This is a genomic window from Actinomadura nitritigenes, assembly GCF_017573545.1.
In the GTDB taxonomy this organism is placed as follows: domain Bacteria; phylum Actinomycetota; class Actinomycetes; order Streptosporangiales; family Streptosporangiaceae; genus Spirillospora; species Spirillospora nitritigenes.
The window spans coordinates 97747-123136 of the sequence record NZ_JAGEOK010000023.1 but is presented as its reverse complement, the minus strand read 5'-3'; the positions used below and the strand labels follow the sequence as shown (position 1 = coordinate 123136).

General features: G+C 74.3%; 21 protein-coding genes and 1 riboswitch. Of the genes, 13 read left to right on the top strand and 8 right to left on the bottom strand.

The genetic code is table 11. The features are described 5' to 3' along the window. Positions 1-22 precede the first annotated feature (22 nt). Positions 23-694 carry a cardiolipin synthase ClsA gene (gene clsA / locus J4557_RS31825; protein WP_307800322.1) on the top strand — a complete coding sequence of 224 codons (672 nt, stop codon included), beginning with the start codon at positions 23-25 and terminating at the stop codon, positions 692-694. After that, complete coding sequence (locus J4557_RS31820) at positions 691-3189, top strand: sugar phosphate nucleotidyltransferase (protein ID WP_208270452.1); 2499 nt, start codon at positions 691-693, stop codon at positions 3187-3189. Before clsA ends, J4557_RS31820 begins: the two co-directional genes overlap by 4 nt. A 32-nt stretch (positions 3190-3221) precedes the next feature. Here J4557_RS31820 and J4557_RS31815 read toward each other — a convergent pair whose 3' ends face one another. From J4557_RS31815 to J4557_RS31805, 3 genes are all read right to left on the bottom strand, one after another. Further along, entirely contained in the window at positions 3222-4664 is a 1443-nt protein-coding gene (locus tag J4557_RS31815; RefSeq protein ID WP_243776639.1) for an aminotransferase class V-fold PLP-dependent enzyme, read from the bottom strand. A gap of 83 nt (positions 4665-4747) precedes the next feature. Next, positions 4748-6394, bottom strand: a complete 1647-nt coding sequence (locus J4557_RS31810; RefSeq protein ID WP_208270450.1) for an ABC transporter ATP-binding protein/permease — start codon at positions 6392-6394, stop codon at positions 4748-4750. Between the two features lie 104 nt (positions 6395-6498). Beyond that, positions 6499-7839 (bottom strand): aminotransferase-like domain-containing protein, encoded by a 1341-nt coding sequence (locus J4557_RS31805; RefSeq protein ID WP_208270448.1) that lies wholly within the window; start codon positions 7837-7839, stop codon positions 6499-6501. 72 nt (positions 7840-7911) lie between these two features. Here J4557_RS31805 and J4557_RS31800 point away from each other — a divergent pair, with 72 nt between their 5' ends. From J4557_RS31800 to J4557_RS31765, 8 genes are all read left to right on the top strand, one after another. Then, entirely contained in the window at positions 7912-8556 is a 645-nt protein-coding gene (locus J4557_RS31800; protein ID WP_208270447.1) for a LysE family translocator, read from the top strand. A 59-nt stretch (positions 8557-8615) separates the two neighbouring features. Next, positions 8616-9500, top strand: a complete 885-nt coding sequence (locus J4557_RS31795; protein WP_208270446.1) for a DUF881 domain-containing protein — start codon at positions 8616-8618, stop codon at positions 9498-9500. Positions 9501-9504: 4 nt separating this feature from the next. Then, positions 9505-9942 (top strand): small basic family protein, encoded by a 438-nt coding sequence (locus J4557_RS31790; protein ID WP_243776638.1) that lies wholly within the window; start codon positions 9505-9507, stop codon positions 9940-9942. Continuing rightward, entirely contained in the window at positions 9939-10709 is a 771-nt protein-coding gene (locus J4557_RS31785; RefSeq protein ID WP_208270445.1) for a DUF881 domain-containing protein, read from the top strand. Before J4557_RS31790 ends, J4557_RS31785 begins: the two co-directional genes overlap by 4 nt. 306 nt (positions 10710-11015) lie before the next feature. Then, on the top strand, positions 11016-11549 hold the full coding sequence (locus J4557_RS31780; protein ID WP_208270444.1) for an FHA domain-containing protein: 534 nt from the start codon (positions 11016-11018) through the stop codon (positions 11547-11549). 53 nt (positions 11550-11602) lie between these two features. Continuing rightward, positions 11603-12322, top strand: a complete 720-nt coding sequence (gene ftsR, locus J4557_RS31775; RefSeq protein ID WP_208270443.1) for a transcriptional regulator FtsR — start codon at positions 11603-11605, stop codon at positions 12320-12322. A gap of 141 nt (positions 12323-12463) precedes the next feature. Beyond that, positions 12464-12934: a bifunctional nuclease family protein gene (locus tag J4557_RS31770; protein ID WP_151546279.1), complete on the top strand. Its 471-nt coding sequence runs from the start codon at positions 12464-12466 to the stop codon at positions 12932-12934. A gap of 408 nt (positions 12935-13342) precedes the next feature. Continuing rightward, the gene (locus J4557_RS31765; RefSeq protein WP_208270442.1) at positions 13343-13948 is read left to right on the top strand and encodes a MerR family transcriptional regulator; all 606 of its coding nucleotides are present in this window, start codon (positions 13343-13345) and stop codon (positions 13946-13948) included. Positions 13949-14001: 53 nt separating this feature from the next. Here J4557_RS31765 and J4557_RS31760 read toward each other — a convergent pair whose 3' ends face one another. Then, positions 14002-16464 (bottom strand): lysylphosphatidylglycerol synthase transmembrane domain-containing protein, encoded by a 2463-nt coding sequence (locus J4557_RS31760; RefSeq protein WP_307800320.1) that lies wholly within the window; start codon positions 16462-16464, stop codon positions 14002-14004. Between the two features lie 312 nt (positions 16465-16776). Further along, a riboswitch (glycine riboswitch) is annotated at positions 16777-16871 on the top strand. Between the two features lie 172 nt (positions 16872-17043). Between J4557_RS31760 and gcvP the strand changes: the two genes are divergently transcribed. After that, complete coding sequence (gene gcvP / locus J4557_RS31755) at positions 17044-19920, top strand: aminomethyl-transferring glycine dehydrogenase (RefSeq protein ID WP_208270440.1); 2877 nt, start codon at positions 17044-17046, stop codon at positions 19918-19920. A gap of 118 nt (positions 19921-20038) precedes the next feature. Here gcvP and J4557_RS31750 read toward each other — a convergent pair whose 3' ends face one another. Continuing rightward, complete coding sequence (locus tag J4557_RS31750) at positions 20039-21490, bottom strand: MDR family MFS transporter (RefSeq protein WP_208270439.1); 1452 nt, start codon at positions 21488-21490, stop codon at positions 20039-20041. A gap of 86 nt (positions 21491-21576) precedes the next feature. Further along, entirely contained in the window at positions 21577-22233 is a 657-nt protein-coding gene (locus J4557_RS31745; RefSeq protein WP_208270438.1) for a TetR/AcrR family transcriptional regulator, read from the bottom strand. A gap of 281 nt (positions 22234-22514) precedes the next feature. Here J4557_RS31745 and J4557_RS31740 point away from each other — a divergent pair, with 281 nt between their 5' ends. Further along, entirely contained in the window at positions 22515-23642 is a 1128-nt protein-coding gene (locus J4557_RS31740; protein WP_208270437.1) for a tetratricopeptide repeat protein, read from the top strand. 12 nt (positions 23643-23654) lie between these two features. Here J4557_RS31740 and J4557_RS31735 read toward each other — a convergent pair whose 3' ends face one another. After that, entirely contained in the window at positions 23655-24080 is a 426-nt protein-coding gene (locus J4557_RS31735; RefSeq protein ID WP_208270436.1) for a PPOX class F420-dependent oxidoreductase, read from the bottom strand. Between the two features lie 55 nt (positions 24081-24135). On the opposite strand from J4557_RS31735, the gene J4557_RS31730 reads away from it, so the two are divergent. Continuing rightward, positions 24136-24750, top strand: a complete 615-nt coding sequence (locus J4557_RS31730) for an alpha/beta hydrolase family protein (RefSeq protein ID WP_208270435.1) — start codon at positions 24136-24138, stop codon at positions 24748-24750. Between the two features lie 158 nt (positions 24751-24908). On the opposite strand, the gene J4557_RS31725 is transcribed toward J4557_RS31730, so the two are convergent. Beyond that, positions 24909-25112, bottom strand: a complete 204-nt coding sequence (locus J4557_RS31725; RefSeq protein WP_190868705.1) for a DUF5999 family protein — start codon at positions 25110-25112, stop codon at positions 24909-24911. Between the last annotated feature and the right edge of the window lie 278 nt (positions 25113-25390).

Below are 25390 nucleotides of genomic sequence, written 5' to 3'. Positions count from 1 at the left end.
GTCAGGGAGGGGAGCGCGAGCGGTGAGCACTGAGGCCGGCAGGGCGCCGGAGGCGGCGCGGGACCGGATCTTCACGGTGCCGAACATGCTCAGCATGGCGCGGCTCGTCGGAGTCCCGTTCTTCCTGTGGCTGGTGCTGGTCGAGCAGGACTGGTGGGCGCTCGGGCTGCTGGTGTTCGCCGGCCTGTCGGACTGGCTGGACGGCAAGCTCGCGCGGGCGCTGAACCAGACCAGCAAGCTCGGCATGCTCCTGGATCCGGCCGCCGACCGGCTGTACATCTTCGCGACGCTCGTCGGCCTGACGATCCGCGACATCATCCCGCTGTGGCTGCTGGTCGCGCTGGTCGCGCGCGAGCTGGCGATCACCCCGATCGCGCCGATCGTGCGGCGGCTCGGGTACGGCGGGACGCTTCCCGTGCACTTCATCGGCAAGACGGGCACGTTGTGCCTGCTGTACGCCTTCCCGCTGCTGCTGCTGGGCGACCATGACGGGGCGGCGGGCACCGCGGCGAAGATCATCGGGTGGTCCTTCGCCATCTGGGGGACGGCGCTGTACTGGTGGGCTGCCGTCCTGTACTGGGCGCAGACGCGGCAACTGGTGCTGGCCGGCCGCGGCGCGCCACCCGACGGCGCGCCCGGACCGGGCGCGCGGCCCCCGGCCGGCGAGCAGAAGGGAGCTGAGACCCCCCGATGAAGGCCGTCGTGATGGCGGGTGGCGAGGGGACGCGGCTGCGTCCGATGACCGCCAACCAGCCCAAGCCGCTGCTGCCGCTCGTCAACCGGCCGATCATGGAGCATGTGCTGCGGCTGCTGAAGAGGCACGGGTTCAGCGAGACCGTCGTCACGGTGCAGTTCCTGGCGGCGCTGATCCGCAACTACTTCGGCGACGGCGAGGAGCTCGGCATGTCGCTGAGCTACGCGACCGAGGAGGTGCCGCTCGGCACCGCGGGCAGCGTGAAGAACGCCGAGGCGGCGCTGCGCGACGACCGGTTCCTGGTGATCTCCGGGGACGCGCTGACCGACATCGACCTCACCGACATGGTGCGCTTCCACGAGCGCAACGGCGCCCTCGTCACCATCGGCCTCAAGCGCGTCCCGAACCCGCTGGAGTTCGGGATCATCATCGTGGACGACGAGGGCCGCATCCAGCGGTTCCTCGAGAAGCCGACGTGGGGGCAGGTGTTCTCCGACACCGTCAACACCGGCATCTACGTGATGGAGCCGGAGGTGCTCGACCATGTCGCGGCGGGCGAGGTCGTCGACTGGTCCGGCGACGTGTTCCCCAAGCTGCTGGCGGAGGGCGCGCCGCTGTACGGGTACGTGGCGGACTGCTACTGGGAGGACGTCGGCACCCACGAGAGCTACCTGAAGGCGCAGGCCGACATGCTGTCCGGGCAGGTCGGCATCGAGCTGGACGGGTTCGAGATGTCGCCGGGCGTCTGGGTCGCCGAGGGCGCCGAGGTGGACGCGGAGGCCGTGCTGAAGGGCCCGCTGTACATCGGCGACTACGCGAAGGTCGAGGCCGGCGTCGAGCTGCGCGAGTACACCGTGCTCGGCAGCAACGTCGTGGTGAAGGAGGGCGCGTTCCTGCACCGCGCGATCGTCCACGACAACGTGTTCGTCGCGCCGTCGACGAACCTGCGCGGCTGCGTCATCGGCAAGAACACCGACATCATGGCGGGCGCCCGGGTCGAGGAGGGCGCGATCATCGGGGACGAGTGCGTCATCGAGGCGGAGGCGTACGTCTCCAGCGGCGTGAAGGTGTACCCGTTCAAGACGATCGAGGCGGGCGCGGTCGTCAACACCAGCGTGATCTGGGAGTCGCGCGGGCAGCGCAACCTGTTCGGGCCGCGCGGGGTGTCCGGCCTGGTCAACGTGGAGATCACGCCGGAACTGGCGGTGCGGCTGGCCAGCGCGTACGCGACCACGCTGAAGAAGGGCACCACGGTCGTCACCGGGCGGGACGTCTCGCGCGCCGCCCGGACGCTCAAGCGCGCGGTGATCAGCGCGCTGACCGCCAGCGCGATCAACGTGCAGGACCTGGAGGCGACGCCGCTGACCGTCGCCCGGTTCGAGACCGGCCGCGAGGACTGCGCCGGCGGCATCTACATCCGCACCACGTACGGCGAGACGCAGGGCGTCGACATCATCTTCCTCGACCCGGACGGCGCGGACCTGTCGCAGGCCGCGCAACGCAAGCTGGAGCGGGTGTTCGGGCGGCAGGAGTACCGGCGCGCGTTCCCCGGCGAGATCGCCGAGCTGACCTACCCGCCGCGGGTGGTGGAGACCTACACCCGCGACCTGCTGGACCGCATCGACATCAGCGGCGTCCGCGAGGCCGGGCTGAAGATCGTGCTGGACTGCGCGGGCGGCGTCGCGTCGCTGGTGCTGCCGAGCCTGCTCGGCCGGGTCGGGGTGGAGGTCCTGACCCGCAACAACGCGCTGGACGAGGCGAACCCGACCGAGACGCTGCCCGAGCGGATGCGCGACCTGGAGCGGCTCGGCGCGCTGGTGTCGTCGTCGCGGGCCGCGTTCGGCGTCCGGTTCGACCCGGTCGGCGAGCGGATCTCGCTGGTGGACGAGAACGGCGAGCTGGTGGCCGACGACCGGGCCCTGCTGGTGATGCTGGACCTCGTCGCGGCCGAGCGGCGCGGCGGGCGGGTCGCGCTGCCGGTGACCACGACCCGGGTGGCCGAGCAGGTCTGCCGGTTCCACGGCGTCCAGGTGGAGTGGACCTCGACCTCGCAGGACGTGCTGACCAAGGCCGCCGCGCGCCCCGACGTGATCTTCGCGGGGGACGGCCGGGGCGGGTTCCTGATGCCGGAGTTCAGCGGCACCGTGGACGGGATCGCGGCGTTCGTCCGCCTGGTCGGGCTCGTCGCGCGGACGCGGCTGACGCTGTCGCAGATCGACCGGCGCATCCCCGTCGCGCACCTGCTGCGCCGGTCCGTCCCGACGCCGTGGGCGGCGAAGGGCAGCGTCATGCGGCACGTCGTGGAGGCGGCGGGGAGCCGCACCCTCGACACCACCGACGGGGTCCGCGTGGTGGAGGACGACGGCGGCTGGGTGCTCGTCCTCCCCGACCCGGCGGAGGCCGTCACGCACCTGTGGGCCGAGGGCCCGGACGCCGACGCCGCGCAGGAACTGCTGGAGGAGTGGGCCGTCGTGGTGGAGCGCGCGGGCTCCTGACCCGGTGGCCTCGGCGCGAGGGGGCGGGAGCCTCAGCAGCGCTCGCGGGGCTTGAGGCCCCTCGCGTCGGGCTCCCGGTCCCCGTAGGTCTCCTCCAGGAACGAGACGAGCCGCTCGACGTCGTCGACGTTGGAGACAAGGCCGAGCGAGGCGCGGACGGCGCCGCCGCTCGGCAGCTGGAGCAGGTCGAGGTACTCGTCGAGCGTGCGCATGCCGCCGCGCAGCGTCCGCCGGTCGCGCAGGGCCCGCTCGGAGATGTGGAAGGCGCCCTCCCCGGCGCCCGGGTTGCAGAAGCAGCCGGTGCGGACGGAGATCCCGGCGGCGGCGGTGTCGCGGGCGACGATCCGCTCGTCCACGATCCGGCCCCGCGGGTCCAGGACGTTGAAGGCGACGGTGCCGCCGCGCCGGTCCGTGCCGGTGGGGCCGTACACCCGGACCATGGCGGTGCCCGCGCCGTGCCGGAGCCCGGTCAGGCGGTGCAGCAGCCACGAGGTGAGGCGGGCGACCCGGAGGTGGACCAGGTCGATGCCGATGTCCCCGATCCACCGGATGCCGAACTCCACGTCGGGGATCGACAGGAAGTTCAGGGTGCCGTCCTCGAACGCGGTCTCGTCGGGGGCCGGGACGTGCCAGCCGCCGAGCGCGCTGACCGCCTGGATCGTGCCGCCCGCGAACCAGGGGCGGCGCAGCCGGGCGAGCGCCGCGCGGCGGGCGACCAGGGCGCCGACGCCGGTCGGGTAGCCGAACACCTTGTACCAGCTCACCGGGACGAAGTCGGGCCGCGTCCGGCTGAGGTCCAGGCGGTTCGCGGGGACGAACGCGGCCGCGTCCAGCAGGACGTCGTACCCGTGTGCGTGCGCGAGGTCGACCCACGCCAGAGGGTGCTGGACGCCCGTGAAGTTGCTCTGCGCCGGGTAGACGAGCAGCCCGCGGCGGCGGGCGAGGGCGTTGCGCACGTCGTCGTCGGGGACGCGCAGTTCGGCTCCGCGGACGGGCACGTTGACCACCTGCGCGCCGCGCGCGCGGGCGAACTCGCGGATGCCGTTGGCCGAGTTGTGGTTGTCGCCGGTGAGGACCAGCCGTGACCCGCGCCCGAACGGGTAGGCCTCGCCGACCAGCCGGCACGCGCCGGTCGCGTTCGGCGTGAAGATCACCTCGTACTCGTCGGGAGAGGCGTCGAAGAAGCCGAGGATCGCCGCGCGGGTCCGTTCGACCAGCTCGGTCGACGCGCTGGACGTCGGGTTCTCCGAGTGCGGGTTGCCGTAGCAGTGCCCGGTGAGGCGCCGGGCGTGCGCCCGGATCTGCGCGTCGGCGGCCACGCCCGCCCCCGTGTAGTCAAGGTAGGTCCGGCCTTCGGCGTCGAGGTGGCCGTACTCGGCGGCCCTCAGGTCGTCCAGCCGGCTCGTCGAGGCGTACTCGGCGTCGGTGCCGGGCGTCGCCCCCGCCGCCCAGGAATCGGTTGAAGCGGACATCATGCACCCCCGCATACAAAGCCGCATCCTCCTCTAAGAACGGTCCAAAATCGGAGAACGGCGTGCAAGGGGGAGTTCTGACCTTTTCAGGACTTGATGGCTGTGTTTGGCGGTTCTCCGGCACGACGGGACGGGCCGCCGGCGGACGACCGCGTACGGCGGGCGAGGACGGCGGCCGTCCCGGCCAGGAAGAGCGCGGCGAACCCGGCGAGGATCGCCCAGTCGGCGGCCACGGCCCGGGAGAACGTGCCGCCGTAGGAGGCCAGCAGGGGCGGCCCCAGCGGCGACCGGCCCGACGCCCACAGCCGGTCGACGCCCAGGCTGTGGCCGAGCCCCTCGAACGCCCACCGGTTCGACATCGCGTAGCTCAGCCAGCGTCCCGGCGCCGCCATCACCGGGACGGGCAGGATCGCGCCGACGAACAGCACCTGGGGGAAGCACAGCATCGGCAGGGCCATCGTCGCCTGCGCCGGATCCGTCACCGCCGCCGAGACCAGCAGCCCGAGCGCCAGCGCCGCCACCGAGCACAGCAGCAGCGTGGCGAACAGCTCCCCGTACGTCCGCCAGCCCAGCGCCGGCAGCCGGTCGAGCCCGCGCAGCACCCCGAGCATCAGCGCGTCCACCGCCGCCAGTAGCGGCAGCAGCACGGCCGCCTTCGCCAGCACGTACGGCCCGATCCGCAGCCCGGTCAGCCGCTCCCGCCGCAGCACCGGCAGCTCGGTGCAGATCTGCAGCAGCCCGTAGGTCAGCCCGAAGAAGAACCCGCCGAACGCGATCCAGAAGAGGATCATCACGGTCGCGCCCGGGCTCGGCGACTCGGGCGCGAACGCCCCGGGGCGGAACAGCACCGCGAACATCGCCAGCACCATCACCGGCGACCCCGCCAGCACGGCGAGCGTCAGGCGGTTCCCCGTCAGCAGATCGAGGTTGCGCCGGGTCAGCAGCGCCCACTGGCGCGGTGCGCCGACGCCCGGACCCGGCGCCGTCCCCGCGCCGCCGGGACGCCGGAACCGGGAGCTCCAGTCGGCCTCCGGGCCGCCCGCGAGCCGCAGGTAGATCTCGTCGACCGCGGTGGCCCCGAACTCCTCCAGCGCCTCCTCCGGCGGGCCGTGGAACGCCAGCCGCCCGTCCGGCGCCAGCACCGCCACCCGGTCGCACACCGCGACGTCCGGCGGGTGGTGCGTCGTCATGACGACGGTCGTCCCCGCGTCGGCGAGGCCGCGCAGCAGCCGCATCAGGTTGGCGGCCGCGGCCGGGTCGAGGCCCGACGTCGGCTCGTCGAGGAAGAACACCCGCGGCCGGGTGAGCAGCTCGACCGCGATGCTGGCGCGCTTGCGCTCGCCGCCGCTCAGCCGCCCGACGCGCTGGCCGGCCCGGTCGGTGAGGGCCAGCGCGTCCAGCACGTCGTCCACGGCCCTCTCGGCGTCCTCCGGCGGCGTGCCCGCGGGCAGCCGGAGGCCCGCCGCGTACCGGAGGGTGCGGCGGAGCGGCAGCTCCTTGTGGACGATGTCGTCCTGCGGCACGTACCCGAACGATCCGCCGCCGGCCTCGTGGCGCACCTCGCCCTCGGCGGGCGGCCGCACCCCGGCGATCGCGTCCAGCAGCGTCGTCTTGCCGGCGCCGCTGCCCCCGATGATCGCCACGAGCTCGCCGGCGCCGATCGTCATCGACACGTCCCGCAGCGTGCGGCGCCCGCCGTCCACCCGCTGCCCGACCCCGCGCACCTCGATCACGTCACGCCCCCATCCCCTCCGGAGGGCGCGCCCGCCCCCAGAAGAACATGGACGAGGCCGGGCGCGGAGTCCAGAGGAGGATCCCCGCCCGGTCCCGGAGGCGGTCAGCCCGCGGGGGCGTCGTCGGGCGGGCCGGCCGCGATCTCCGCCAGCACGTCCAGGGTTCTGGCGAGGACGTCCTCCGGCGGGGACGCCAGGCCGAGCCGCACCGCCCGCGGCGCGGCGGCGCCGCCCACCACGAACGCGGCGGCGGGCGTGACGGCGATGCCGCGCCGGGCCGCCGCGGCCACGAACGTCTCCGCCCGCCACGGCGCGGGCAGCTCCCACCAGCAGAAGTACGAGCCGGGATCGGACCGGATCGCGGCGCCCGCGAGCCGGTCCGCCGCGATCCGCTGCCGGGACGCGGCGTCCGCGCGCTTCGCCTTCACGATCGCCTCGACCGTCCCGTCGGCGACCCACCCGGACGCCGCCTCCAGCGCGAACCCGGCGGGCCCCCACGCGCCCGAGCGCAGCGCGGCGGCGACCCGGCCCGCCAGCCGCCGCGGGACGGCGGCGAACCCGACGCTCAGCCCCGGCGCCAGCCGCTTGGAGAGGCTGTCGACGGGGATCGTGTGATCCGGCGCGAACGACGCCAGCGGCGGCGGGCCGTCCTCGCGCAGGAACGCCCAGATCCGGTCCTCGATCGCGCACAGCCCGAGCTGCCCGAGGAGGGCGCCCAGCCCGGCGCGCCGGGCCTCCGGCATCGTCGTCCCGTACGGGTTGTGCAGCGTGGGCTGGAGGTAGACGCCGCCGAGCGGCGCGGCGCGGTGGGCGTCGGCGAGCGCTTCCGGGACCATCCCGTGCTCGTCCACCGGCACCGCGACCGGCGTGACGCCGAGCCGCGCCGCGATCCCCTTGACCAGCGGATAGGTGAGCGCCTCGACGGCGAGCCGCCCGCCCGGCGGGACGAGCGCGGCCACCGCCGCGGCGATCGCCTGCCGGCCGTTCCCGGCGAACAGCACGTCCTCCGGCGCCGGGGCCCAGCCGTCCGCCGCGAGCAGCGCCGCCGCGGCCTCGCGCGCCGCCGGGGCGCCCGCGACACCGGTGGGGGCGAGCGCCGCGTCCAGCACGTCCGGGCGGGTCAGGCGGTCCAGCCCGGCGGCCAGCAGGGGAGCCTGCTCCGGCACGACCGGGTAGTTCAGCTCCAGGTCGACGCGGGCGCCCGCCGGCTCGGCCAGGGCAGGGGTCGTCCGGCGCTCCGCCGCGAGCACGAACGTGCCCCGCCCGACCTCGCCGACGACCAGGCCGCGCCGGCCCAGCTCCCGGTAGACGCGAGCGGCCGTCGAGGCGGCGATGCCGCGGCGGCGCGCGAACGTGCGCTGCGGCGGCAGCCGATCGCCCGGCCGCAGCCGCCCGGCGGCGATGTCGGCGGCGACCGCGTCGGCCACCCGCCGGTAGTCGTCCATACGGCTCCCAGGATTGCACCGAGTACAATGTCATTATTGCACCGAACAAATCCGGCGCCTAGCATCGGTGCAATGATCTCCCCAGCGGCCCTGGCGGCCATCGCCCTCGTCGCGCTCGGGCTCGTCCTCACCCCCGGGCCGAACATGATCTACCTGGTGTCGCGGTCGGTGACGCAGGGCCGGCGCGCCGGGCTCGTCTCGCTCGGCGGCGTCGCCGTCGGCTTCGTCCTCTACGTCGTGGCCGCCACGGCCGGGATCACGACCGTCTTCCGGCTCGTCCCGCCCGTCTACACGGCGCTGAAGCTCGCGGGCGCCGGGTACCTGCTCTGGCTGGCCTGGCAGGCCGTCCGGCCCGGCGGGACCGCCGTGTTCGCCACCAGGGAGCTGCCCGCCGACCCCCCGCGGCGGCTGTTCGCCATGGGCCTCGTGACCAACCTGCTCAACCCCAAGATCGCCATCCTGTACGTGTCGCTGCTGCCGCAGTTCGTCGACCCCTCCCGCGGCCACGTCGCCCTGCAGAGCCTGCTCCTCGGGCTCACCCAGATCACCGTCGCGATCACCGTGAACGGCCTCATCGTGCTCGGCGCCGGGAGCATCGCCGCGTTCCTCACCCGCCGGCCCGCCTGGCAGCGCGTCCAGCGCTACCTGATGGGCTCGGTGCTGGCCGGCCTCGCCGTCCACATCGGCCTCGACCGCACCCGCGCCGCCATCGCCTAGCGCCGCGCCGGAGGCCGGCGGACCCGGCCCGATTTGGCGGGCCTTGCCATCATGGTGCGGTGATCGCGCGACGGCGGGGACGGGACGAGGCGGAGCGGGCGGACGGATGGCGCCGCCCCGACGCCTCCATGTCCCTGCTGTCGGACCTGTTCTCCGGCAAGCTCCTCGACCCCGGCTACGCCGAGGCGGCGGCGCGGCGCGCGGCGTCCGGCGGGGCCCGCCCGCGCGGCGGGCGGCCGTGGGGCGGCGGCGTCCTCGCCGTGCTGACCGCCGCGGGCGTCCTCATCGCCGTGGCCGGTGTCCAGGTGCGCCGCAGCGAGCCCGTGGCGGCCAAGGAGCGCGCCCGGCTCATCGACCAGATCCACGCCCGCACCGGCGAGGCCGACGCCCTGCAGCGCCGCCTCGACGGGCTGCGCGCCGACACCGGCCGGGAGCGGGCGGGCGCCCTGGAGCGCAGCGCCGCCGGACGCCGCGTCCGCCGCGACCTCGCCGCGCAGGCCGCCGCCGCGGCCGCCGAGCCCGCCTCCGGCCCCGGTCTCGTCGTCACCGTCGGCGACGCGCCCGGCGACGGCGGCGGGGACTCCGACGGCCGGGTCTATGATCAGGATCTCCAGGTGCTGGTCAACGGCCTCTGGGCGGCCGGCGCCACCGCCATCGGGATCAACGGGCGCCGGCTCACCCCGGTCACCGCGATCCGCACCGCGGGGGAGGCGATCCTGGTGGACTACCGCCCGCTGACCGGTCCGTACGAGGTGACGGCGCTCGGCGACCCGGGCCGCGTGCGGGACGCGTTCACCGGCTCCGCCGCCGACCGCAGGCTGCGCGACCTCGAGGAGCGGTACGGCATCCGGTACGACACGCGCCGCACGTCCGGCGCCCGGCTGCCCGCGGCGGGAGCGCTCCGGCTGCGGTACGCCGCGCCGGCCCCCGGAGCGGGCAAGTGACGCGATGACCGGGCGGACGGCGACCACGGGCGCGCACCCGACGACCGCGCGTTCGACGACCGCGCGCGGCCGCCTCGGCCGCGACGCGCACGGAAGGGACGGGCACGGCATGATCGCGCTGATCGGGCTGGTGATCGGCGTGGTGCTGGGCCTGCTCCTGCACCCCGACGTCCCGCTGTGGCTCCAGCCCTACCTGCCCATCGCCATCGTCGCGGCGCTCGACGCCATGTTCGGCGGCGTCCGGGCCCGGCTCGAGGGGATCTTCGACGAGAAGGTGTTCGTCGTGTCCTTCCTCAGCAACACGGTGATCGCGGCGCTGATCGTCTTCCTCGGCGACGAGCTGGGCGTCGGTTCCCAGCTGTCCACCGGCGTCGTGGTCGTCCTCGGCATCCGGATCTTCTCCAACGCGGCCGGCATCCGGCGGAAGCTGTTCGGCGCATGAGCGGCGACGACGCCCGTGGAGGGCCCGAGCGGCCGGAGACGCCCGAGCAGTACCCTGAGCGTCCCGCTGAGCCGCCGGAGCAGCAGCCCCGGCCCCTGACCGGGGTGATGGCCCTGCTGCGGCCCAGGGCGAGCTGGGGGCAGCTCATCGGCGGCCTGCTGTGCCTGCTCGTCGGCTTCGCGGTGGCCGTGCAGGTCCGCTCCACCAAGCGCGACACCACGTTCGCCACAGCCCGGCAGGACGAGCTGGTCGGCATCCTGGCCGATCTGGGGCAGCGGTCCGAACGGCTCCGCGGCGACATCCGCGACCTGGAGGAGACCAAGGCCGAGCTCCAGCGCGACGCCCGGGGCGGCGCCGCTCTGGAGGAGGCCCGCAAGCGCGCCACGACCTACGGGCTCCTGGCGGGCACGCTCCCCGCCGAAGGGCCCGGCATCCAGATGGTCGTCCGGGACCCGCGCGGCGGCGTCCGCGCCGGCGGCCTCCTTGACGCGCTGGAGGAGCTCCGCGACGCCGGCGCCGAGGTCGTCCAGGTCAACGGGGTCCGCGCCGGGGTCGACACCTACTTCGTCGACGCCCGCGACGGCGTCCGCGCGGACGGGAGCACGCTGCGCGCCCCGTACACGTTCCTCGCCATCGGGGACCCGCACACCATGACCACGGCGCTCAACATCCCGGGCGGCGTCGTGCGGACGCTGCGGGCCGCCGGCGCCACCGTCTCGATCACCCCGCGCGCGAAAGTGACCGTGAGCGCGATACGGTCTCCGTAGAGGGAACGGGGGGAGCGGTGAACGGCCGCCCGGTGACGTCGCGATCGGCGCCGCCCGCGCGGCGGCGTAGACCGGCGATCATCGGCACAGGTACCGTGGTGCGGTCGGTTCACCGTTCCGGTTGACCCCTCGGGCAATACCCGCGTAAGTTGCGGCGACCGTCGCGTGCGCGGGCGGTGAGCAGGACCGTGGTCGGGGGCGGGTCCCCGGCGTGGGTTGGGTGAAGGATGCGCGTGGCGCACGCGGCTCCCGCGGCAGCGGGGCGTTCGCGGGCGGCGCGCCGATGGTAGGAGGCCGAGCCGATCTATGCCGAGCGTCTACTGCACGCAGTGCGGTCACGCCAACCCGGATGATGCCCGCTTCTGCTCGAACTGCGGCACCCCGCTGACGCGGGGCGCCCAGCCGCCGATCTACCGGGAGTCGCCCGGCGAGTCGACCTCCACGATCTCCATCGGCGGGTTCGAGGCGCTGGACACCGGCCAGGAGGCCGAGGAGCAGCCCGGACCGGAGCAGACCGCCATGGAGGCGCTCCCGCCCGGGACCGCGCTGCTGGTCGTCAAGCGGGGCCCGAACGCCGGGAGCCGCTTCCTGCTCGACAAGGACCGCACGTCCGCAGGCCGGCACCCGGAGAGCGACATCTTCCTGGACGACGTCACCGTCTCCCGCCGGCACGCCGAGTTCGCCCGGCACGGCGGCACCTTCTCCGTCCGCGACGTCGGCAGCCTGAACGGCACCTACGTCAACCGGCAGCGGATCGACCAGGCCGGCCTGTCCGGCGGCGACGAGGTCCAGATCGGCAAGTTCCGGCTGGTCTTCCTGACCAACCCGGCGCACGGCTGACGAGGACCGGAGCGGCGGGGGAGCACGGGGTCTCGGCGACGATGGGAGGGCCCTTGAACGCGCAGCCGGCCCGGTCCCCGATGACCATCGGGGACGTCCTCGGGCTGCTCAGGAGCGAGTTCCCCGACATCACCATCTCCAAGATCCGGTTCCTGGAGTCGGAGGGGCTCGTGGAACCGGAGCGCACCCCCGCCGGGTACCGCAAGTTCGGCCCGGCCGACGTGGAGCGGCTCCGGTTCGTGCTCACCGCGCAGCGCGACCACTACATGCCGCTGCGCGCGATCAGGCAGCACCTGGAGGCCCGCGACCGCGGCGAGGCCGTCCCGCCCCTCGGCGCCCGCGCCGAGGAGCCCGCCCGCCGGCCCCGCACCCTGGTCGCGGCCGGCGCCGACGCGCCCGACCCGGCAGTCCGGCTGACCCGCCGCCAGCTCCTGGACGGCGCCGGCATCGGCGAGGACATGCTCGGCGACCTGGAGGAGTACGGGCTCGTCCGGCGCAACGGCACCCACTACGACGGCGAGGCCCTCACCGTGGCCCGCGCCGCCGCCGCGCTCGGCGAGCACGGCTTCGAGGTCCGCCACCTGCGCGCCGCCAAGGCCGCCGCCGACCGGCAGGCCGGGCTGATCGAGCAGATGGTCGCCCCCCAGCTGCGCCGGCGCAGCCCGGGCGCGCACGAGCAGGCCGCCGAGACCGCCCGCGACATCGCCGCGCTCTCCGTCCGGCTGCACGCCGCCCTGCTGTCCGCGGGACTTCGCGAAAGCCTCGACCCCTGACCGCGGGGGCCGGGCGGGCATTTGCCGCCCGCCGCCGCGCCACCCTGTCCGAGCCTGGGTGTACGTTGGGCTACAGGGTTCGTCGAGGATCCGTCCTGTGCACGTGGTGATCGAGACAGCGTCGACCAGCAGGGAGCCGCAGTGAAGCAGATGGAGGTCGTCGGCGTCCGGGTCGAGATGCCCTCCAATCAGCCCATCGTCCTGTTGAAGGAGACGGAGGGCGAGCGCTACCTGCCCATCTGGATCGGGGCGGTCGAAGCGACGGCGATCGCCTTCGCTCAGCAGGGCGTGCTGCCCGCGCGCCCCCTCACCCACGACCTCTTCCGGGACGTGCTCGACGCGCTGAGCGTCCAGCTCCGCACCGTGAACATCACCGACCTGCGCGAGGGGATCTTCTTCGCGGACCTGGTCTTCTCCAACGGCGTCGAGGTGAGCGCCCGCCCATCCGACTCCATCGCGCTCGCGCTGCGCACCGGCGCGACGATCTTCGCCAGCGAGGACGTCCTCGAGGAGGCCGGCGTGGCCATCCCCGACGAGCAGGAGGACGAGGTGGAGAAGTTCCGCGAGTTCCTCGACACCATCTCCCCGGAGGACTTCGGCCGCGCCGGTTAGGCGCGCCGGACGGCCCCGCCCTCCAGATCGCGCCCGGGCGCTCCGCCCGGCGTCCCGCCTGTTCGAGCGGGCATCGGTTACGCTGTGTGATGGAGCGGTGCGGGCCGGACTTGGGGGATGGAGTGGGGAATGTCACTTCAGGGTGTAAGTTCATGCCGTGCCGCGATTGGTCTTGCATTGCCCTGGACCTGGCAGTTTCCGAGGGGTGACCATCGGGGTAGGAGTGCGTTGGCGGCCAAGGTGCGCAGTTTGCCCACGTGAAGCCGGTTCATCCGGGCATGCGACGCGCCGACGGCGAACGTTGACCACACCCTGACCGGCACCTACCGTGCTGGTGGAACACCCGTGGTGTAATTCGTCAAACCCCCTTGACGAAGCGCCACGGGCTGATAGAAGCCGGAGGTCCGCGTGGCGGTGAGCAGCGGCGAGGGCAAGGCGACCCCCGAAAGGCACATGGCGTCACGACGCGCCGGAGAGCAGGGCCTGCTCTTCGACACGCAGGTGTCCGCGCCGCCGGAGGATGTCGGCTACCGCGGCCCGACGGCGTGCGCAGCGGCGGGGATCACCTACCGGCAGCTGGACTACTGGGCCCGCACGAAGCTGGTCGAGCCGAGCGTCCGCGCGGCGCAGGGATCGGGCAGCCAGCGGCTCTACAGCTTCCGCGACATCCTGGTGCTGAAGGTCGTGAAGCGGCTGCTGGACACCGGGGTGTCGCTGCAGCAGATCCGCACCGCGGTGACGCACCTGCGCGACCGCGGCGTCCAGGACCTGGCGCAGATCACCCTGATGAGCGACGGGGTGAGCGTCTACGAGTGCACCTCCGCCGACGAGGTCGTGGACCTGCTCCAGGGCGGCCAGGGCGTGTTCGGGATCGCGCTCGGACGGGTGTGGCAGGAGGTGGAGGGAAGCCTGGCGGAGCTTCCCGGCGAACGCGCCGCCACCGACGACCCGGACCCTCTCGAACACCCCCACGATGAGCTGGCGAACCGCCGGCGCGCCCGCCGCACCGGCTGAGCGCCCCCGCGAGCCTGCGGCCTCCCCCGGACGGCCCCGGCCCCTCCGACCCCTCAGATCGCGTCCTTGCGCTGGAGATAGGCGAACGCCGCCCAGCCCGGCAGGACGGGAAGCCACAGCGTCAGCAGCCGGTACAGCAGCACCGCGGACGTCGCCGTCTCCGCGGTCAGCCCCGAGATCGTCAGCGCCAGCGTCAGCGCGCCCTCGACGGCGCCGAGCCCGCCCGGCGTCGGCACCGCCGAGCCGACCGCGTTGGCGGTCAGGAACACCACCACGACGGCCGTCCAGGGCAGCGACCCGCCGAACGCCCGGATCGATGCGTCCAGGCAGACCACGTACGCCACCGTCAGCCCCACCGTCCCGCCGAGCCCGGTGGCGAGCTTGCGCGGCGACTGCAGGACGTCCACGAGCCGCGGCACCACGCCGGAGAACATCGCCCGCAGCCGGGACGTCGAGAACCGCCGCACCCGCGGGATCGTCAGCGCCGCGCCGGCGGCCAGCCCCAGCGCCAGCACCACGATCATGATCGTGCGGGACGGCGCCAGGTCCTTGGTGGCGTTGTGGGTGGAGCCGGTGAGGAAGCCGAACAGCGCCAGCAGCAGCACGTGCACGACAAGCCCGACCAGCTGGGACGCGCCGACGCTCGCGACCGCCGGGCCCGAGCGGATGCCGGACCGCTGCAGGTAGCGGGTGTTGATCGCGACGCCGCCGACCGCGGCCGGCGCGACCAGCTGCACGAACGACGCGGCGACCTGGACCAGCACCGTTCGCCCCACCGGCAGCCGCTCCGGGACGAAGCCCAGGAGCATGTACGCCGCCGCGAGATAGGTGGCGGCGGATGCGGCGAGGGCTATCAGCAGCCAGTGCCAGGTGACGGTCGACAGCAGATGGGCGAAGTCGAGGCTCGCGACCTGCGGGATCACGATGTACCCGGCGACCGACAGGCCGACGATGCTGAAGATCGTCCGGGGCCGGAAGCGCTCCAGCCGGACGGGCGCCGCCTCCGTCTCCGGCTTCAGCGCGACGATCTGCTCCCGGATGCGGGAGAGCAGCTCACGGTCGCGGCGCAGCGCCGTCCGCGTCGACCGCGACAGCGCCACCCGCTGCAGCAGCGGCACCGCCGCCGGGAGCGCGTCCTCGCCCAGGGCCGACGCCGCGGTCCGCACCGCCCGCTCGGGGCCCGCGCGCAGCGCCACGGTGGTGAGCAGCTGCGCCAGGTCGAGCCGCAGCGCCAGGTCGCCGGCCGCGATCTCGCCGGACCGCATGTCGGTGAGGTAGGCGCGGCCGTCGTCGCCGACGAGGATCGCGTCCTCCTCCAGCCGCCGGTGCGCGAGGCGGCCCTCCTGCAGCCGCCGGAACTGCCGCCACACGTCGGCGAGCAGGGTGTCGGTGACCTCCTCGTCCCGGACCTCCCCGAGCCGCCGCCCCGGCACGTGCTCGTAGGCCAGCAGCGCCGCCTCCGTGCCGACCTCGGACGTCCCCACCAGCCGGGGGGTGCGCGCGCCCGCCGCGTCCACCGCGTACGCCATCAGCGACTCCAGCTCGAGGGAGCGGCGCAGCGGGCGCAGCGCCCGGCCCGTGGTGGTGCGGCTCAGCCGCAGCGTCCGCCACATCCGGTACGGCAGGCCCGCGGTCTGCTGGTCGCGGTCGAGGACCCGCACCTCCAGGTCCCACCGGCCGGGCCGCCGCTCGCCCGGCGCGCGGCACTCCTCGTCCTCCCGGTCGAGGACGACGCCGTAGCAGCGGTCGGCGGCGGCGTCGCCGGGGTCGTCGAGGCGCGCGGCGCGGCGCGGGCACAGCCCGAGCCGCTCCAGCGTGGAGACCACCGCCGTCCCGGTCGGGCGCGGATTGGGCGTGCCGACCGCGTACAGCGTGCCGTAGCCGATCGCGCGGCCGAGCAGGTAGGTGGCCGCGAGCGCGGCGACCGACGCGTACGACGCGGTCAGCCCGGTCAGCGCGGCCAGCCCGATCAGCGTCCACGTCACCGCCTGCCACCGGGTCCGGCCGGCCATCCCGACCGCCGTGACGAACGCGATCACGGGGGCGATGTCGGTGTGCACCGGGGCCGTCCTGGTGCCGCCCCAGATCAGCGAGTCCAGCACCCCGCCCGGCGCCGCGCTGGTCACCCAGTCGTCCAGCCCGACCGTGATCCCGAACGCGATCACGGCCGCCAGCAGCGCGATCGCGACCCGCATGCCGTCCTTGCGGAACAGCCGCTCGACCGCGAACGCGATCGGCACGGTCAGCACCCCGAAGCTGGACGCCAGCGTGGCCAGCGACAGCAGCAGGCGCGGGGCGTGCGCCGTGCCCTGCGCGATGTCGGTCTGCAGCCCGTGCGTGGTCTGCTGCGCGATCGACACCAGCAGCATCACCACGGCCAGCGCGACGCAGGAGACCCCGAACCTGATCGCGTCGCCGGACCGGCGGATCCGGTCCGGCTGGGCGGGCTCGTCCACGGGGACGCCGGCGGTCGCGCCCGTCGCCGGGCGCACCGCCCCGCCGTGGGTCTGTGTCACGCCGTACCGCCGCCCTGACCGTCCGCCATCGTGATCAGCGTCCCAGGGCCGGCGGCGCGCCGTCCAACGGCGGCCCCGGTCCGGCCGGCGCCGCGGACGGCGCCGCGCCCCGCCGCGCCCCGTCCCGCCCGGTGGCCGCGCGGACCGCGGCCCGCCCCGGTGAGCTGTGCACATCGTACTTGCCGGTAGATGCCCGGACCGTCCATCACCCCGGTTCCGCGCGGCGGGACGTGCCGCCGTTGCGGCGGTTCGCGGGCCCGCGCGACGATCGCGCGGGCGATGGTTGGGTAGGGTTTGTTCCGGACATGCCGTCGACCCTGCGCGGGAGAGACCCCATGCGGCCAGCGTGGGGCGCCGAAGGGGCAACCTCCCCGGAACCTCTCAGGCAAAAGGACCGCGCGGACGAGGCACCTCTGGAAAGCAGGCGCCGATCCCCCGACCGGGGGAGGGGCGGCTCACCGAAGGGGAAATCCCGCCTGGCGGGGGAAGCTCTCAGGTGCCGATGACAGAGGGGGAGACCGGCCGCCGGCCCGTTGCCGGCGGCGGCCCTGAGCGACCGCAGCAGCCAGGAGGCTCTCCATGACCGCCCAGTTCTTCGCCCCCGTGGCCTCGCCGCAGCACCCCCGTTCCACGTTCGCCGACCGGCACGTCGGCCCGTCCCCGGACGAGCGGGCCCGGATGCTGGCCGCCATCGGCTACTCCGGCGCGGAGGCGCTGATCGACGACGCCGTCCCGGCGGCGATCCGCACGTCCCGGCCGCTGGAGCTGCCGCCCGCGCTGAGCGAGACCGCCGCGCTGGCCCGGCTGCGCGAGCTCGCGGCCCGCAACACCGTCCTCACCTCGATGATCGGCCTCGGCTACAGCGGGACGATCACGCCGGGCGTGATCCTGCGCAACGTCCTGGAGAACCCGGGCTGGTACACCGCGTACACGCCGTACCAGCCCGAGATCTCGCAGGGCCGCCTCGAGGCGCTGCTGAACTTCCAGACGGTCGTGTCCGACCTGACCGGCCTGCCGGTCGCCAACGCCTCCATGCTGGACGAGGGCACCGCCGCCGCCGAGGCCATGGCGCTCGCGCACCGGGTGTCCAAGCGCAAGGAGCCCGGGACGTTCCTCGTGGACGCCGACGCGCTGCCGCAGACGATCGAGGTCGTGCGGACCCGGGCGGTCCCGCTCGGCATCGAGGTCGTCGTCGCCGACCTGTCCGCCGGGCTGCCCGACGGCGACTTCTTCGGCGTCCTGCTGCAGTACCCGGGCGCGTCCGGCGCCGTTCGCGACCTGGAGCCGCTCACCGCGCAGGCGCACGAGCGCGGAGCGAAGGTCGTCGTCGCCGCCGACCTGCTCGCCCTGACCGTGCTGCGGCCGCCGGCGGAGTCCGGGGCCGACATCGCCGTGGGCTCCGCGCAGCGGTTCGGCGTCCCGTACGGGTTCGGCGGCCCGCACGCCGGCTACATGGCGGTCGGCGAGGGCATCCAGAGGCAGCTGCCCGGACGCCTCGTCGGCGTGTCCGTCGACGCCGACGGCGCCACCGCGTACCGCCTCGCCCTGCAGACCCGCGAGCAGCACATCCGCCGCGAGAAGGCCACCAGCAACATCTGCACCGCGCAGGTCCTTCTCGCCGTCATGGCGAGCATGTACGCCGTCTACCACGGCCCCGAGGGCCTCGCCGCCATCGCCCAGCGGACGCACCGCCGCGCCGCCGAGATCGCCGCGGGCCTGCGCGCCGGCGGCGTCGAGGTCGTCCACGGGGAGTTCTTCGACACCGTCCTCGCCCGCGTCCCCGGCCGCGCCGCCGAGGTCGTCGGGGCCGCCCGCGAGCGCGGGATCAACCTGCGGCCGTCCGGCGCCGACCACGTCGCCGTCGCCTGCGACGAGACGACGCTCCCCGAGCACGTCACCGCCGTCCTCGAGGCGTTCGGCGTGCCCGCCGAGGTCGGCGGCGCCGAGGAGGCGATCCCCGGCGCCCTGCGCCGCGAGAGCCCCTACCTCAGCCACCCGGTCTTCCACGCGCACCGCTCGGAGACCGCCATGCTGCGCTACCTGCGCCGGCTCCAGGACAAGGACATCGCGCTCGACCGCTCGATGATCCCGCTCGGCTCCTGCACGATGAAGCTGAACGCCACCGCCGAGATGGAGCCGATCACCTGGCCCGAGTTCGCGAACGTCCACCCGTTCGCGCCGGTCGACCAGGCCGCCGGCTACCTCGAGCTGATCCGCGAGCTGGAGGACGCCCTCGCCGAGATCACCGGGTACGCCAAGGTGTCCGTCCAGCCCAACGCCGGGTCGCAGGGCGAGCTGGCCGGGCTCCTCGCCATCCGCGGGTACCACGCCTCCCGCGGCGACGAGCACCGCGACGTGTGCCTCATCCCGTCCTCGGCGCACGGCACCAACGCCGCCAGCGCCGTCATGGCGGGCATGCGCGTCGCCGTCGTCAAGTGCGACGACGGCGGCAACGTCGACCTCGACGACCTGCACGCCAAGATCGACAAGCACGGCGACCGGCTCGCCGCGATCATGGTGACGTACCCGTCCACGCACGGCGTGTTCGAGGAGTCGATCACCGACGTGTGCGCCGCCGTCCACGCCGCCGGCGGCCAGGTCTACGTCGACGGCGCCAACCTCAACGCCCTCGTCGGCCTCGCCCGGCCCGGCGAGTTCGGCTCCGACGTCTCGCACCTCAACCTGCACAAGACCTTCTGCATCCCGCACGGCGGCGGCGGCCCCGGCGTCGGCCCCATCGGCGTCCGCGAGCACCTCGCCCCGTTCCTGCCGAACCACCCGCTGCGCGAGGAGGCCGGCCCCGCCGGCACCGGCGTCGGCCCGATCTCCGCGGCGCCGTGGGGCTCCGCGGGCATCCTGCCGATCTCCTGGGCCTACATCGCGATGATGGGCCCGGACGGCCTGCGCGCCGCGACCGAGGGCGCCATCATCGGCGCCAACTACCTCGCCGCCCGCCTCGGCCCGCACTACCCGATCCTCTACACCGGCCGCAACGGCCTCGTCGCGCACGAGTGCATCGCCGACCTCCGCAAGATCACCAAGGAGACCGGCATCACCGCCGAGGACGTCGCCAAGCGCCTCATCGACTACGGCTTCCACGCCCCGACGCTCTCCTTCCCCGTCGCCGGCACCCTGATGATCGAGCCCACCGAGTCCGAGGACCTCGCCGAGCTCGACCGGTTCTGCGACGCCATGATCGAGATCCGCCGGGAGATCCAGCGCGTCGCCGACGGCGGCTACGACCGCGAGGACAACCCGCTCAAGAACGCCCCGCACACCGCCGCCTGCCTCGTCTCCGACGACTGGAAGCACGCCTACACCCGCGACGAGGCCGCCTACCCCGTCCCCGCGCTCCGCGAGAACAAGTACTGGCCCCCGGTCCGCCGCATCGACCAGGCCTACGGCGACCGCAACCTCGTCTGCTCCTGCCCCCCGCCGGAGGCGTTCGAGGACTAGTCCCCGGCCGTGTCGTCAGCGGGCGCGCGGCATGCCGCTCCCTCACCGACCGCCGTTCGGACGCCGAAGATCACGAGATGCGGGCGTCCGGCGGCGGTGGGGGAGCGGGTGGCGCGCGCTACGCCCGGTCCTCGTCGGGCTGCTGTGCCGCGCGGGCGGGGATGAACAGGGCGAGCAGGATCGAGACGGCGGCGAAGCCGAGGACCCACCAGAAGGTGCGGCCGTAGGCGCCCGCCAGCCCGTCGGGCGTGATCTTCTTTGCGGCGATCAGCTCGTCGATCCGGCCCTGCGCGACGATGAGCAGCACCGCGGCCCCGAACGAGGAACCGATCTGCATGATGATCCTGTTCGCCGCGCTGGCCCGCGGGATCATCGCCCCGGGGACGTCGCGGATGGCGGCCGCCATCGCCGGCACCATCACCGCGCCCATGCCGCAGCCGTTGACCAGGAGCGCCGCGCTCAGCAGCGCCTCGTCGCTGCCGGCGGCGAGCCGGGTGAAGACCAGGGCGCCCATGCCCGTCAGCACGAGGCCGCCGATGACCAGGACCCTGGCGGCGATCCGGTCGGCGAACCTGCCGACGGCGATCAGCGAGACGGCCATCCCGATGCCCTGCGGGACCAGCAGCAGCCCGGACTCGAGGGCGCTGTGCCCCCGCACCTGCTGGGAGTACAGCGGAAGCACGCCCACCGCGCCGAACAGGGCGACGCTGGCGAAGAACAGCACGGCCGAGGACGACAGGAAGCTGCGGACCTTCAGCAGCCGCAGATCGAGGATGGGGTCGCGAGCGCGGAGGGCGTGCAGGCAGAACACCGCGAGAAGCGTGACCCCCGCGGCCAGCGGGACGGCGACGTGCCGGTCGGCGAACGATCCGTACTTGGCGGCCTCGGCGAGCCCGAAGACCACCGCGGCGCAGGCCGGTGAGAGCAGCACCAGTCCGAGCACGTCGAGCCGCCCGGCGCTCCGCGACGTGCGGGTCGGCATGACCCGCCAGGCCAGCACGATCGCGGCGAGGCAGACCGGGACGTTGATGAAGAAGATCCAGCGCCAGCTCCAGTCGTCGACGATGACGCCTCCGAGCACCGGCCCGAGCACCGGCCCGAGCGCGGAGGGGACGCCCATCACCCCCATGACCCGCCCGAGCCGCGACGGCCCGGCCTCCTGGGCGAGGATCGCCATGCCGAGAGGCAGCACCATGCCGCCGCCGAGTCCCTGGACCACCCGGAACCCGATGAGGCTGTAGGCGTCCCAGGCGGTGCCGCACAGGACGGATCCGGCCAGGAACAGCGAGATGCAGATGATCCACATCGTCCGGGCGCCGTACCGCTCCAGAGCCCACCCGGACAGCGCCATGACCGCGGCCATCGCCAGCAGGTAGCCGGTACTGATCCACTGGATGGTGAGCAGGGAGGTGTCGAACCGCCTGAGCAGCGTGTCGTAGGCGATGTTGGTCATCGTCGCGTCGAGCTGCATCATGATCGAACCCAGGGCGATCGTGATCATGAGCATCACGAGCCGGGCGGGCAGGCGTCCGGTGGCCCGCCGCCCGGCCGCTTTCGCGGAGACGGTCATCGAATCCGGCCTTCCTCTCTTCAGTAAATATTTACTGCGGGGGGCGCCGCAGTGCCGCCGCGACCAGCACGACGGTCTGCGGCGGCCTAGGGGGCGGAGGTCGTGCGCGGCTGAGCTCCGCCGACGGCTTCACCCTGCCCGTGCGTCCGCCCGGGGCCCGTCATGCCGTCGAGCAGCTGCTCCAGCACCAGCCGCCTCGTCTCGGGGGCGGAGAAGTCGATGCCCTTGTCCTCCGCCAGGGCGTCTCCGCGCCGCGCCAGCACCGCGCCGCCGATGAGGGCGCTCATCGCGATGCCGTATGCGATCTCGAAGGGGCAGTCCCCGCGGAAGACACCCTCGCGCTGGCCGCGCTCGTACAACTCCCGCAGCTCCGCCGGGAGCGTGTCCGCCGAGGGGAGGGGGAGCGTCTGCCAACCGCCCAGTGACTCGTGCAGCCACAGCCCGATCAGGACGGGGCGGCTCGCGAGGCCGGCGGCGAACGCGTCGAGCGCCGCCGCCACGCCCTCGTACGGCGTGAGGTCCCGCGCCTTCTGCAAGGCCGGGGACCACGCATCGTGCAGTGCGGCCATCTGATCCGTCAGGACGGCCCTGTACAGGCCCTCCTTGCTGCCGAAGTGGTGATAGATCATCCGTTCGTTGACGCCGGCCCGCTTCACGATCGCCTGGATCCGCGCGCCCCGAAGTCCGTACTGGGCGAACTCCTCCGCCGCCGCGGTCAGGAGTGACGCCTTGCTCTCCGCCATGCAGTAAACATTTACAGACGGCCCCGGGGCGGCGCAAGTCCGCACGGCACCGCGCTCGCTGCGCAGGTCTCCGGGGTCACGGTCCGGGCCTCGACCGCGCGGGCTGAGGCGTGGCTCCCGGACGGCGCGCGCCTCGGGGATACGGGGCGGGACGCGGGTTTTGCGATCTTGGCGGGGTTTCCGGGTGTCCTCCGGGACGGGTGGCGGCTCGGTCGCTAGGCTCTGGGCGGACCCGACCCGCAGAGGGCACCGGACCCCGACCCCCAGAGGGCAGAAGACCGATGAGCGAGTCCGCGGCCGACGATCCGGCCCTGTTGTGCGAGGAGGCGCGGAGCCTCGCGGAGAACGGCGCGGCCGGTGAGGCCGCGCTGCTGTTCGAGCGGGTGCTGGCGCTCGGCGACACCCCGTGCCGGGCGCAGGCCGCGCTCGGCCTCGCGGTCGTCCTGGACGACGCCGGGGACGTCGAGGCGGCCCGTGAGGCCGACCGGGCCGCCATCGCCACCGGCGACCCCGAGTACGGCCCCCGCGCCGCCTACCACCTGGCGCTCACCCACGAACGGGCCGGGGAGCACGAGGAGGCGGCGCCCGCCTGGCGCGTCGTCGTCGACTTCGGCAACCCGGCGTACCTGCCGCCCGCCCACCTCGCCCTCGCCCGGCTCGCCGACGACGCGGGCGCGTTCGAGGAGGCGCGCGAGCACTGGGAGGCCGTGATCGGGACGGGCGACCCCGAGTACGGGCCGCCCGCGGCGCACGACCTCGCCCAGCGGCTGCTGGAGCGCGGCGAGCCTGCCCGCGCGCAGCGGGTGCTGGCCGCGGGGCTGAGGCTGATCGAGCGGGACGGCGCCCCGTACGCGTACGCGCGGCTCGCCGTCGCGCTCGGCATCTCCTACCTCGACCAGGCCGTCGGCGCGTTCGGCGCGGCGCTCGGCGACCCGTCCGAGCCCGCCGACCCGGAGGTCGGGCCGCTCGCGACGGAGCTGCTGGCGCGCACGCTGCCGCTGCGCGGGCGCGGCGCGGAGGCGGGGGAGGTGTGGCGGCGCGGCCTCGCCGACCCGGGCGTCGCCGGCCAGGTGCGGGCCCGGCTGCGCCGCGACTTCGGCGACGAGGACGCCGACCCCGCCGACCTGTGGTGGGAGCCGGTCGTCGAGCAGGCCGTCAGCGACGGGACGCTGCCCGTGCTCGCCGGCGAGGCGTTCGGCGCCCTCGACCACATGTACGCGCTGCTGGCCGTCCGGCACGCGGGCGAGCGGCAGCGGCCCGGAGGCGCCGACGAGGTGATCGGCGACGCCGTCCGGGTGCCGGACGGGTACCCGTGGGGGCCGCTGCTGCACGAGAGCTTCGCGGAACGGCTGCGCCTGGCGATGGGCGGCCCGGTTCCCGCCCCGCCGCCGGAGCGCCCGGGAGCCTGACCCCGCCGCGCCTCAGTGCGCGATGTGGCGCTGGGCGACGACCTTGGTGATGCGGGCGCGGACGAGGTACTCGCCGGGCACCGCGTTGCGCGCGCCGAACTCCTCGGCGCGGTCCGCGCCCATGTAGCGGGCGCCGATGGCGGTCGCCCACGTGCGCAGCTCGTCGAGGTCCTCGGTGAGCCGGGCCTCGGCCTGCATCATCACGTACGAGTACGGCGGCGTCTGGTCGTCGACGCACACCGACAGGCGCGGGTCGCGGGCGAGGACGCGCGCCTTGATGCTCTCGTGGTAGGTGGTGAACAGCAGGTCGTCGCCGTCGAGGACGAACCAGATCGGCGTGACGTGGGGGGTGCCGTCCTTGCGGGTGACGCCGGCCTTGCCGGTGCGGGTGCCCTCCAGGACGAACGCGCGCCATTCGCTGTCGGTCATGATCTTCATCCGTCCAGTGTGCCCCACACGATCACCGGCCGTGCCGGGCCGATACCGTGGCGTCATGCAGATCCAGACCGCGCACGGGCCCGCCGAGGCGACCCTGGACGGCCCGGACCGCCCGGCGTTCCTGCTGGTGCTGACGCACGGGTCGAACGGCGGAGTGGAGGCGCCCGACCTGCTGGCCGTCCGCGACGTCGCGCTCGGCCTGGACGGCGCGGTCGCGCGGGTCGTGCAGCCGTTCCGGCTCGCCGGGCGCAGGGCGCCCGGCTCCGCCGTCAAGCAGGACGAGGCGTGGCTCGAGGTCGTCGGGGCGCTGCGGGAGCGGTTCGGGGACGTCCCGCTCGTGCAGGGCGGCCGGAGCAACGGCGCGCGCGTCGCGTGCCGGACGGCGACGGCCGCCGGCGTGGCCGGCGTGATCGCGCTGGCGTTCCCGCTGCATCCTCCGGGCAGGCCGGAGAAGACCCGGGTGGACGAGTTGCGCGGCGCGGGCGTGGAGGTGCTCGTCGTCAACGGCGACCGGGACCCGTTCGGGGTGCCGGACGCGGCGGACGCGGCGCACGTCGCGGTGCTGCCGGGGGAGCGGCACGACCTGAACAGGAACCCCGCCGAGGCGGGCCGGGCGGCGGAGCCGTGGCTGCGGCGCTGGGCGGCGTCCCCGGCGCGGACGGCCCGGTGAGACACGCCCGGTGAGACGCGCCAGGTGAAAAGGGTCCGGTGAAAAGGGCCCGGACAGCAGAACGCCCCTGGGCCCGGTGCGGGCCCAGAGGGCGTGGTCGGGCGGGCGTGCCCCCGAGGATGATCACCCGTTCGAACTAGTCCCCCGTCGGAGACTCGTCACGCGGCGGACGGCGCCTTCAGGTCCGTCGGCCGGTGCGGGGCGATGACCACTCCATCGGGCAGCAGCTCGCCGGTGTCCTCGAAGAGCACGACGCCGTTGCACAGCAGGCTCCACCCCTGCTCGGGATGGGCGGCGAGCGTCCTGGCGGCGTCGCGGTCGGGCGCGTTGTGCGAGGGACAGGGTGGCTGGTGCGGGCACATCGGCGTGCCTCCGGTCTCAACTACTGGTCGGTTGTGGTGCTTTCCCTTATGACGCACCCCAGTGTGGAACGGTTCGCCCGACCCGGCCATAGCCCGTTGGGACGGTTGTCCTTTGGTACCGGAGTACCGGTGGTCTGTGACCCGCCTCACCTCGAGGTGCCAGGCATAGCGTTCCCCACGCTCGATAACGGACGAAGAACGACACGCCGACGTCCAGAAAACGTTCCCCCCGGTTGGATCTTCCTTACCGGTCCGCCCGCTTCCGGCCGGCGTGTGCG